The organism is Psychrobacter sp. 16-MNA-CIBAN-0192, assembly GCF_040309565.1.
GTDB lineage: Bacteria > Pseudomonadota > Gammaproteobacteria > Pseudomonadales > Moraxellaceae > Psychrobacter.
In genome coordinates, this window is sequence record NZ_JBEOOX010000001.1 from 437,452 (window position 1) to 449,179 (window position 11,728).

Sequence of the window (11,728 nt, forward strand, 5' to 3'; positions counted from 1 at the left end):
GAAGAACAAAAGTTAAGTAGTCAGTATAGCGTTTTAATGCGGTCTGTCGAATAGCGCGCTGGTCAATATTAGCAATTATTAATGCGCTTCATCCCAGTTTTGTCCACTATCTGTTTCAACCAATAACGGTACGGCAAAATCCACTTGCCAGCCTTTATCAGCTGCAGTAGCCGTTAATACATTTTGCATTGCCTCGGTAATCAGCGCAGCTACGTCAGTAACTTTATCCGCATCCACTTCAAATACCAATTCATCATGAACTTGTAACAGCATTTTTGCGTGTGCTTTGGGCAACACCTTATCAACGGCAATCATCGCCAGCTTAATAATATCGGCAGCTGAGCCTTGTAATGGCGCATTAATGGCGGCACGTTCTGCTGCCTGTTTAACCATACGATTGCTATGATGAATATCAGGCGTATAGAGCTTACGACCAAGAATCGTCTCGACATAGCCCTTATCATACGCACTCGCCCTCGTATTTATCATATATACTTTGACGCTCGGGTAGCGATTAAAATACATATCGATATAATCTTGTGCGTCACCGCGGCTCATCTGCAATTGCTTCGCCAATCCAAAGGCACTCATACCGTAAAGTAGACCAAAGTTAATCGCTTTGGCATTGCGGCGCTCAGTAGGGGTGACTTCTTCAATAGTTTTGCCTAAGACTTCAGCTGCCGTCGCAGTATGAATATCAAGCCCTTCATTAAAGGCGCGGGTTAAATTGTTATCACCAGAAAAATGCGCCATCAAACGCAGCTCAATTTGTGAATAATCCGCTGCTAATATCACGCGACCTTCTGGTGCAATAAAGGCTTGGCGAATCAGACGCCCCGTTGCCGTACGAATCGGAATATTTTGTAAATTGGGATCAGTAGAAGACAATCTGCCCGTACTGGTCAATGCTTGATGATAGCTGGTATGCACGCGATTAGTGATAGGGTCTGCAACATTATCAAGCGCATCAGTATAAGTGTTTTTAAGCTTTGCCAAGCTGCGATATTCTAAAACAATATCGACCAGAGGATGGTCAATCTTGGACAGTACCGCTTCGCCGGTTGAATACTGACCGGTCTTGGTTTTTTTACCGCCCGGGACGCCCAGTTTATCAAAGAGCATCTCGCCCAGCTGCTTAGGCGACGCTAAGTTAAATTCTTCACCAGCAACCTCATAAGCACGTTGTTCCAGCACAATGATTTCTTCATCAAAACGCTTGGAGAGCTCATTTAAAAACGGACGCTTAATCAAAATACCTTCAGCTTCCATTTGGCAGAGAATCTCAGCCGTTGGAATTTCTAACTCATGGAGCAATTTCTGATTATTATCATCGTCGGCAAGTTTTTGACTAAACAGCTCGAATAATTGATAGGTAATATCAGCATCTTCACAAGCATAGTCGCTAGCGATATCAATCGCCACTTGATCAAAGCTGACCTGCTTCGCGCCTTTACCAGCCACATCTTCAAAACTAATGGTTTGGGTTTGCAAGTAATGGCGCGCCAAATCGTCCATACCATGACGGGTAATTGCGGCATTAATCACATAGCTGGCAAGCATGGTATCCATCGTCCAGTTATTCGGCTTATCATGGATATTACCTAAAAGGTTGATATCATAATGGCTCAGAATATGCGCGTCATACTTAAGATGTTGACCGATTTTTCCGATATTTGGATTTTCTAAAATAGGTTTTAGGCAGGCAAGTACCGTATTGCGGTCGAGCTGTTTTGCGGTCAGCTCGTCACTTTCTAGCTGATGAGTGAGTGGAATATAATAGGCTTCGTGCGCTTGCACAGCAAAAGACAATCCAACCAATTCAGCTTGACGCCAATGTACGCTCGTCGTTTCGGTATCAATGACAAAGTGCGCTGAGTTTTCTAATTGCTCAATTAAACTATCAAAGGCAGGCATATCGAGTACGGTATGCCATGCTTTATCTTGGTTCTGACTACTTTTTATAGCTTCTATTTTGCCAGCTTGCAGCGACTTTGCAATCTGCGCTTGTGATTCAGTATTCGCTTGACTGTCTTTAACGCTTTGCGCGCCATGCCCGTTACTATTAGCAGGATGATTAGGGTGGTCAAGGGACGTCAGCTCATTTCTAAATTCAAGCTCAGTATACAGCGCGCGCAGCTCGTCAATATAAGCACAAGGGTCGGTATTGATTTTCAAATCGTGCCAGTCTTGACCGATATCCAAGTCAGTCACAATGGTTGCCAGCTGTGCATTCAGCGGTATTTCATGCGCGTGCTCAATAAGACCTTTTGCCCCACGCCCTTTAATAAAGCCGATATGTTTGAGCATATTGTCGATATTGCCGTATTCGTTGAGCAATTCCATCGCAGTTTTTTTACCAATACCCGGCACTCCTTTGATACCGTCAGAGGAGTCGCCCATAAGGGTAAGAAAATCAATCATCTGCTCAGGCTTGATACCGAATTTGTCAATCACACCTTGTCTATCAGTAATTTTACCAGTAAAGCTGTCTTCCAATATGACGCAATCATTGACCAGCTGCGCCATGTCTTTATCACCGGTTGAGATGACCACATGATGACCTTCGGCAACGGCACGATGCGCTAAGGTGCCGATAATATCATCCGCTTCTGCGCCTTCGATACGTAGTAAGGGAATCCCTAAGGCGGCAACCAAACTGTGAATATACGGAATCTGCTCAGCAAGCTCAATATCCATTTTTGGACGATTGGCTTTATATTCTTCTGACATCGCATGACGAAAGGTCGGTGATTTGGTATCGAAACAGACCGCCATATGGGTCGGGTGGTAGCGGCGCATCAGCTTTAATAGCGCATTTAGCGTGCCACGTATCGCATTGGTTATCAGACCTTGAGAGTTTTGCATGGTTTTTGGTAAGGCATGATAAGTGCGAAACAGATAGTAAGAACCATCGACTAAAATAAAAGGCGGCTGGTTTTTGTCCACATGCGTGGTATCCATCGTTGCCACATTTGGCATAGAGTCAAAGTTTGGTAAGGTATGTGGATTAATAGGTGAGTGCGAGTTGTGGTCGTTAACAGTCATAAAAGGTCACTTATCGGATATTGAGCAGCAAGTATTAGGCAGCAAGTATGGGGTAAAAAGATACCCTCATTATAACGATAAAAGTGCCGTGTGCCGAATGGATGATGAACGAATAAAACGAATTAAGTATTGTGATGTATACCAATCCAAACGCTAGTCAATAAAAAAGAACCCAGATTAACTGAGTTCTTTTTATCATTGCAAATATCGTTGTTATTAAAGGCTTACTTAACTTCTGAAGTCACTTCAACATCGATATTGCCACGTGTGGCTTTAGAGTATGGGCAAACTTGATGGGCTTTTTCAACCAAAGCCTGAAATTCATCAGCAGATAAGTCAGTATTTTCAGCAATAACATGAATTTTTGCTGCTAATTTGAAGTCAAGACCATCACCTTTTAGGAGTTCTACTGATAATTCAGTAGTCGAATCAAACTTTGCTTTCTCTGCCCCTTTAACTGCGCCTAATGCACCATCAAAGCAAGCTGCGTAGCCCATAGCGAACAGTTGCTCTGGGTTATTACCTTCTTTACCAGAACCTGGTGCAACCATATTGATGGTCAAATCGCTGTCTTGTAGACTGGCATTACCTGCGCGTCCACCGGTAACAGTTGCTTTGGTTTCGTATAATGTATTCATAATAAATCCTTGATGATGGTTTTTGATTTTATAAGATACTAAACTGATAAATAAGGCGTGTGAAAAATTAATAAAGAGTAAGCCCAGCTAAGCAGCAATCACCGCTCAGCATTAAGCAGAACTTAGCCACCATAGCAAACGACACTATTAAGTCTAGATAGCGCCAGTAAATTCATGCTATTAATTTGTAAGTGCGCCTTCATTAGAGCATTTTAGCCTATAAAGCTAAATGCAGTTGTCATGATAATCGCTTGCAAAAATAGCATCTTAACCATAAATCCGCTACAATACGCCCATTAAAATGTACCCCTTCTACTGCCAAACTTTATACAAAATACTTGATAAAATCCTGCTATTTTCTTCCAAAATTTAACGATAAGTTATTCATTATGAGCGCAGATACCAAACTTTCAGCACCCAAGCTCTCGCAAGCTAAACTTGACCGTGAGGTTGCCAAACGCCGTACCTTTGCCATCATCTCTCATCCCGATGCCGGTAAAACCACCATGACCGAAAAGCTACTATTATGGGGTCAGGCCATTCAGGTCGTAGGCGAGGTTAAGGGTCGCAAAACCGACCGCCATGCGACGTCAGACTGGATGAGCATGGAGCAAGAGCGTGGTATTTCTATCACCACCTCTGTCATGCAATTCCCGTATCAAAAGCATATGGTTAATCTTCTTGATACCCCAGGTCACGCCGATTTCAGTGAAGATACCTATCGTACGTTGACTGCGGTTGATAGTGCGCTGATGATGGTCGATGGGGCAAAAGGCGTTGAAGAACGTACCATCAAGCTGATGGAAGTTTGCCGGATGCGTGATACGCCGATTATCTCGTTTGTAAATAAATTGGATCGCCAAATTCGCGAGCCGCTTGAACTATTAAGTGAGATTGAAGCGGTATTGAAGATTAAATGTATCCCTTTAACCTGGCCGATTGGCATGGGTCAAGACTTTGTTGGGGTTTATCATTTAACTGAAAATAAAACCTATTTCTATCAAAAAGGTCATGGTGGCGAGATTGTCGATATCGAAACCCGTGACGGCTATGATTATCCGGATATCCGTGAGCGTCTAGGTGCGTTGATGTTTGCCTCATTTGAAGAGTCGCTTGAACTGGTGCAAATGGCGCTCGAGGATTTTAGTATTGAAGCGTTTTTAGCTGGCGAGATGACGCCGGTATTATTCGGTACCGCGCTGGGTAACTTCGGGGTCAATATGGTGCTTGATACGTTAGTGAAGTATGCACCGCCGCCCAAAGCGCATCCGACTACGGAGCGAGAAGTAGCAGCGACAGAATTAGGATTTACAGGTTTCGTGTTTAAAATTCAGGCAAATATGGATCCGCGTCACCGTGACCGCATTGCCTTTTTGCGCGTGTGCTCAGGCAAATATGAGAAAGGCATGAAAATGAAACACGTACGTCTCGGTAAAGAGGTGCGTATTGCGGATGCTTTGACATTTTTGGCAGGTGACCGTTCCGCGTTAGAAGAAGCTTATCCGGGTGATATTATTGGTCTGCACAATCACGGGACTATCTCGATTGGTGACAGTTTCACCGAAGGCGAAGATTTAAACTTTACCGGTATTCCACATTTTGCCCCTGAATTGTTCCGCCGCGTGGTATTACGTGACCCACTTAAGTCTAAAGCTTTACAAAAAGGGTTGCAGCAGTTAAGTGAAGAGGGCGCAACACAGGTCTTCATGCCGCAGATTAACAATGATTTAGTCTTAGGTGCTGTGGGTGTACTTCAGTTTGAAGTAGTCGCCCATCGTCTCAAAGAAGAATACAAAGTACAATGCACCTTTGAATCTGTGTCTATCGCGACCGTACGCTGGATTCATTGTGATGATGAAGTGGTGCTGGCGAAGTTTAAACGTAAAGCCCATGATCAGCTATCAATTGATGGTGGTGGTTATTTAACTTATCTAGCGCCATCACGCGTTAACTTACAATTGATGCAAGAGCGCTATCCAGAGATTACCTTTAGTAATACTCGTGAGCATTAATATTTATGCTATATCAGTATTCCCTGCTTAACTGATATAACTTGCTTATCTTATATAGTTAAAGAAGACACGCTTACCGTGTCTTTTTTATTGTCTACTGTTTTTTACAGGAGAATTTTTTAAAAGACCTTTTTATAAGATTGTTTTTAAAGATCAGTTGCCAGTTTTATGACCATAACTAATGCCTTACAAGACAAACAGTGTTTCAACAATAAATATGAGCAGTTACGGTAGAATAATGAATATTCCAATCAGTTTGTCAGCGAGGATCTTATGCCAACCATCAAGCAGGTAGCGGTAACTGAATCCGTAACGCTGAAGAAGCCTTACGCTTCATATCAAGGTAAACGTTTATTAAGTATGTTGGTAAGCACTATGATATTAAGCGTAGTTAGTCTATCAGCCAGTGCTGCTACATTAATAAATAATCTCGAATATCTGGATTATGAATTGCCGAAGACCATTCAAGAGCGCTGTATTGAACGTGATAATTGTCCCAATATTGAAGTTAATTACCTTAAAACCAATCAGGATTGGATCAATAAAATTACCAATGCGCGTATTAATTATTTGGTTATCAATAGTAAGCCTTCCGAATCTGCACCAGTGAAAGCAACAAGTAATGCAAAAGTAATTAAGGCAGCTATTGACGCCTTTGTAACGGCGCAATTTGTTGAGTTGCCAGATGACAGTGTTCTTAGTTATGAGCTGATGGTTAAACCGCATTATATCGGGCATGTTAATAATTTTGAGCTATTCAAAATTGATAATTATATTTTTACTGGCGGCGCTCATGGCATGCCTTATAGCGAATATTTGATTTTTGATACCTTGACTAAAAAGCAAGTACGCCTAGATGATATGTTGCAAGCCGGTAAAAAACCACGCTTTAAAGCCTTAGCCTATGACGCGTATAAGACATGGGTCAAGACGGTCGATAAAGATGTGATTAATTATGAAAAAGACTGGCCTTTTACCTTGAGCGATAATATTACCTTGACGGATAAGGGTGTTGACATTCAATATCAGCATTATGCGATAGGGCCCTATGCGTATGGCATGCCAGTGCTGAGTATTTCTTATACTAAGCTGCGTACGGTTATCAAACCGAATTTTATACCTAAATAACAGCTAGGAAAAAAGAGTGATAACGTAAGATTTATAAAGCTAGAATAACAATACCAAAGCAAAGAAATAATCAGAGTTAGACTTTAAATAATTAAACCCTTAATCAACTATAACAACAAAAATTGTTATCATTTTAATAAAAATAGTAAATGGAATCCTTTTACTAATAATAAGGAGTATGACCGTAATGAATAATTCAAATAACCTTACAGGCACTGGCGATAACAATGGCAACGATAACAGCAGTGAGTTAGGAAAGAGCACGTGGCAACTCAATGCCCTAACTGAAGCGCTGGGTGATTTGCGCTTGACTGTGAATGACAGCTTATCTGTCGGGCGTGGTAGCGACAATGATGTGGTACTCGGCAGCAAGCAAGTTTCGCGCAATCATGCGCTACTAAGCGTATTAAATGGCGAACTATATGTCAAAGATTTAGACTCATCGAATGGCACATTTGTGAATGATAGTCGTATTGAAAACAATAAAACCAAACTGTTAAATAGTGATGATACCGTCACCTTTGCAAGCTTTGCCTTTAAAGTCAAAAAGGTAACAACGCCGTTAGCCGCTGTTGATAATAAGCAATCGCTAGCAGAAGACACTATTTTAGCGGCGGCGCCAAATACGTTAGATACATTGGCTGAGCCTGTCTCTAACGTTGATACTGATTTAGCTGACACGAAAACAGATGATACGGATTTGACGGACATCGGAGCTATTGATACGGGCATTATGGAAAATGAAGGACTGCACAAAGAAATAGTAGAGAGTGATTTAGTAAATAAGGAAGTATCAGATAGCAATTTTGTAGACAGTAACGTTGAAGATACTGACGTCGTAGAGTCTAGCGTGACAAATGCTACGCTATTCAATGACAATAACATTACTGATGCTGAAATCGTTGATGTTGAGGCGGTCGATAGTGTAAGCACGAATGATATTGAAAGTGCTAAAAAAGTCGAGATTGAACCTGTCGATACCAAATTCGCAGAAGAGATGACGCCTGTTGTAGATGCGATGAATAGTGAAGAGGATAAAGTATCGCCTACATTTGATGACACCTCTGATGTGACCGCTGTGGCCAATCCTACTACCAGTGCACCAGTTGAGCCATTGAACCGTGCAAATGCTATTGTTGCTTATAATGCCAACGCGCCTATCGTTAAACAAACCATTATTAACGATGTTTTGGCAGCAACAGGAAGTGCAAATCATGAGTCTTTTACTGCACCAGTACACACAGAGTCATTCTCACAGGATACGGATTTATTAACCTCTGAACCTGTTGTAGAAGCGCTGGAAGACAAGCCGCAACCTATGCATCAGCCAGAGCCATTAATGACGCCAGAGCATGATAAAACAACCACCACAGCGCTACAAGAAGAAGCTGACCCTGACGTATTACGTGCTAAGCAAGCAGCGACCGGACAATTTTCAGGAACCGCAAACTTAGGACAATCTCGTGATATCGGTACTGAGGGCAACAATGCACTCGACCAAGCCATTAATAATCCTGCAACTCACAATACTATTCAGAAAAAACCGAGCGGTAGCTGGTTTATTTGGGTGTTTATTGCCATCATTATCATTGGTTTGGCGTTATGGCTGTTCAATACAGGAACGGTGTAGACTTTACAGCACTATCCGTAACTATCGCGTCAACTTTGATGGATAACCGATAATCCTCGAGTTAACGCGCCAAGTAACCCTAATGTTAAATAAAGCCTGTCGGTTTTGTTATACTGGCAGGCTAAGTGCTGGGCGCTATTTTTTGCTCTATGAGCAATGAGAGTTCGAATCTCTATTTTTTTCACTTGTATTGATTTTTCTAACTATATTGACACCACTCAGCGGCTGCCAATATGGTGCTAAGAGACTGTTTACTATGATGACTTTTGAAGACTATCAAGCCTTTAAATCCAAGGGCTTTACCCATGCGCCACTGATTAAAAAGCGCTTGATGGACGCGCAAACACCGGTTTCGGTATTTTCTAAAGTACGAGATTTGAGTGGCTCTGCATATCTGTTCGAGTCGGTCGTTGGCGGTGAGCGCTGGGCACGATATTCAATGATTGGGCTAGGTAGTGACCTTATTTTGCAATATGCTGACGGTATAATGACGGTCAAAAGAGAGGATGGTATTCACATTGATGCTGTATGTGATCCTTTTGACTATCTGCGCAAACTGATGGCAGAGTATAAGATGCCAACGGTCACAGAAGTACCGGCATTACCCAGCTTTAGTGGGGGTCTGATTGGTTATTTTGGCTATGATATGGTGCGAATTATTGAGCCAAGTGTCGGTTTATCAGACGCCCCTAATCCCATGACATTGCCCGATATGTGGCTCATGTTATCTATGAGTGTGATTGTTTTTGATAATTTAGAAAACACCTTATCAATCATCGTTTATGCCGACTGTAACGCGGAAGATGGTTATAGTACAGCTATCCGTGAGCTACAAAAAATTGAGGATAAGCTGGCAGAAATGCCGGATTTGAGTGCGCCAATCATGCCAACGCCAAAGTTTGAATCACAAACTGGGCAAGATAAATACTGTAATGATGTCAATAAAATCAAGGATTATATTTTAGCAGGCGATGTCATGCAGGTCGTACCTGCACAGCGTTTGACTGCCAACTATACTGGTGATTCACTAGCAGTATATCGTGCCCTACGCTTTTTAAATCCGTCTCCTTATCTATTTTTAGTGCACGGCTACACCTTAAATGACCATAAGCGTTTTGATATTATCGGTGCTTCACCTGAGATTTTATCGCGTATAGAAGACGGTAAAGTAACCGTACGCCCCTTAGCAGGAACACGCAAGCGCGGACAGGATGAAGCAGAAGACTTGGCATTAGAGCAAGAATTACTCTCTGATACCAAAGAGATCGCTGAGCATCTGATGCTCATAGACTTAGGGCGTAATGATATCGGGCGCGTCTGTGAATATGGCAGCGTCAAAGTCACTGACAAAATGTTTATTGAGCGCTACTCGCAAGTGATGCATATCGCCTCGAATGTTGAAGGAAATATATTGCCTGATAAAGATGCTTTAGACGTCTTCTGCGCCACCTTTCCTGCAGGAACGCTCTCAGGTGCGCCTAAAATTAGGGCTATGCAAATTATTGATGAAGTCGAACCGGTGCGGCGAACTGTATTTGGCGGTGCCGTTGGTTATCTAGGGTGGCATGGCAATATGGATACGGCTATTGCTATTCGTACTGCGGTCATGCGCCGTGGCAAAATCCATATTCAAGCAGGCGCAGGCGTGGTTGCAGACTCTATACCTGAAGCGGAATGGGACGAAACCAATAAAAAAGCGTTGGCGCTGGTCAAAGCAGTAAAAATGGCTTGTGATGGATTGCGTATACGTTGAAATCCACGATGTTAAATCAATGATTTAGACGACCTTTAACATTGTGGACTATTTGAATACTTACACCTTATAAATTAATTGCCAGTATTATCAATAGGTTATAATTTTATTATAATATATGTGAATAAATTTAAAAATAAGGCTTGCATTCCACCAAATATTTGATAGAATAGCCACCACTTTGAGAGAACAAGCCGACTTAGCTCAGTTGGTAGAGCAACTGACTTGTAATCAGTAGGTCGCCAGTTCGATCCCGGCAGTCGGCACCATCTCTTTCAAAGTCGCTTTTTATGAATTTGCTTCAAATTAAAGTGATTTTATATCAAGCAATCTAGGTGGGGTTGGGGAGCGGTCAAACCCAACAGACTGTAACTCTGTCGCGAAAGCTTCGAAGGTTCGAATCCTTCCCCCACCACCATATTTTTCTAAGCTTGTCTTAGCGCCAAGCATACTCTTTATCAACTTATGACTTTTTATTAGAGTCAACCCAGATGAGAGTAAATGCGGGTGTGGTATAATGGTAACACCTTAGCCTTCCAAGCTAATGACGCGGGTTCGATTCCCGCCACCCGCTCCATATATGTACCATCGCACAAACCATCAATACTCATCACGACAGTCAGTTATTATTGCTGTATCGTGATATTTTTTTTAGTGCAATCAAGTGATTGTCTATTGTAGTTGTTAAAAGTATTGCTCATATAGCTCAGCGGTAGAGCACTCCCTTGGTAAGGGAGAGGTCTTGAGTTCAATTCTCAATATGAGCTCCATTTATATCTTAAGAACTTTATAACGTTTTATGCCATTATTGAAAACTATAAAGAATGCCAAACAGCAACAGATAAGTTAAGGGTGACACTGAGGTGTTGCCTTTTAGTGCTGCCAGTGAGTAACTCTTTACCTATGTTGTTTTGCTTATTTTGTATTGAAAAATAAAGTGCTATGCTCATATAGGGTAGCAGACTCATAGCTATTGTGTCAGTTAAGCCATAGCGCCAACGGTTGGATGGTTTGAATCTTATCCTAATCCATCAAACAGCTATTTACCAATCTTTGATTACTAAAGATTCACCCATAAAAAGGACATACTCATGGCAAAGGCCAAGTTTGAACGCTTAAAACCACACGTTAACGTCGGCACCATCGGACACGTTGACCATGGTAAAACCACCCTTACTGCTGCTATCGCAACTGTAGCTGCAATCACCTCTGGCGGCGAAGCCAAAGACTACGCGTCTATTGACTCAGCACCAGAAGAAAAAGCCCGTGGCATCACCATCAACACCTCACACGTAGAATATGACACCCCATCACGTCACTACGCCCACGTCGATTGCCCAGGTCACGCCGATTATGTTAAAAACATGATCACCGGTGCAGCCCAGATGGACGGCGCAATCTTAGTGGTATCAGCCACTGACGGCCCTATGCCACAAACGCGTGAACACATCTTGCTATCACGTCAGGTTGGCGTACCGTACATCGTCGTATTCATGAACAAATGTGACATGGTTGATGACGA

At 42.4% G+C, this 11,728-nt stretch carries 7 protein-coding genes and 4 tRNA genes; 9 read left to right on the top strand and 2 right to left on the bottom strand.

What is annotated here, in order from left to right:
• Positions 1–78: 78 nt before the first annotated feature.
• Entirely contained in the window at positions 79–3,045 is a 2,967-nt protein-coding gene (gene polA, locus AAEY78_RS01820; protein ID WP_352336781.1) for a DNA polymerase I, read from the bottom strand.
• A 224-nt stretch (positions 3,046–3,269) separates the two neighbouring features.
• Positions 3,270–3,683 (bottom strand): organic hydroperoxide resistance protein, encoded by a 414-nt coding sequence (locus AAEY78_RS01825; protein ID WP_352336783.1) that lies wholly within the window; start codon positions 3,681–3,683, stop codon positions 3,270–3,272.
• Between the two features lie 389 nt (positions 3,684–4,072).
• Between AAEY78_RS01825 and AAEY78_RS01830 the strand changes: the two genes are divergently transcribed.
• The 9 genes from AAEY78_RS01830 to AAEY78_RS01870 form a co-directional block, all read left to right on the top strand.
• A complete protein-coding gene (locus AAEY78_RS01830) occupies positions 4,073–5,695 on the top strand; it encodes a peptide chain release factor 3 (RefSeq protein WP_352336785.1) in 1,623 nt (540 codons plus the stop codon).
• Positions 5,696–5,968: 273 nt separating this feature from the next.
• The gene (locus AAEY78_RS01835; RefSeq protein WP_352336787.1) at positions 5,969–6,823 is read left to right on the top strand and encodes a DUF3298 and DUF4163 domain-containing protein; all 855 of its coding nucleotides are present in this window, start codon (positions 5,969–5,971) and stop codon (positions 6,821–6,823) included.
• Between the two features lie 187 nt (positions 6,824–7,010).
• The gene (locus AAEY78_RS01840) at positions 7,011–8,453 is read left to right on the top strand and encodes an FHA domain-containing protein (protein ID WP_352336789.1); all 1,443 of its coding nucleotides are present in this window, start codon (positions 7,011–7,013) and stop codon (positions 8,451–8,453) included.
• 256 nt (positions 8,454–8,709) lie between these two features.
• A complete protein-coding gene (locus AAEY78_RS01845; protein ID WP_352336791.1) occupies positions 8,710–10,206 on the top strand; it encodes an anthranilate synthase component I family protein in 1,497 nt (498 codons plus the stop codon).
• A 193-nt stretch (positions 10,207–10,399) separates the two neighbouring features.
• Positions 10,400–10,475 (top strand) — tRNA-Thr (locus AAEY78_RS01850).
• A gap of 65 nt (positions 10,476–10,540) precedes the next feature.
• Positions 10,541–10,624 (top strand) — tRNA-Tyr (locus tag AAEY78_RS01855).
• Positions 10,625–10,709: 85 nt separating this feature from the next.
• Positions 10,710–10,783: transfer RNA gene (locus AAEY78_RS01860), tRNA-Gly, on the top strand.
• A 118-nt stretch (positions 10,784–10,901) separates the two neighbouring features.
• Positions 10,902–10,976, top strand: a tRNA-Thr gene (locus AAEY78_RS01865).
• A gap of 321 nt (positions 10,977–11,297) precedes the next feature.
• On the top strand, positions 11,298–11,728 hold a 431-nt coding region (locus AAEY78_RS01870; RefSeq protein WP_352336793.1), incomplete at its 3' end, for a GTP-binding protein.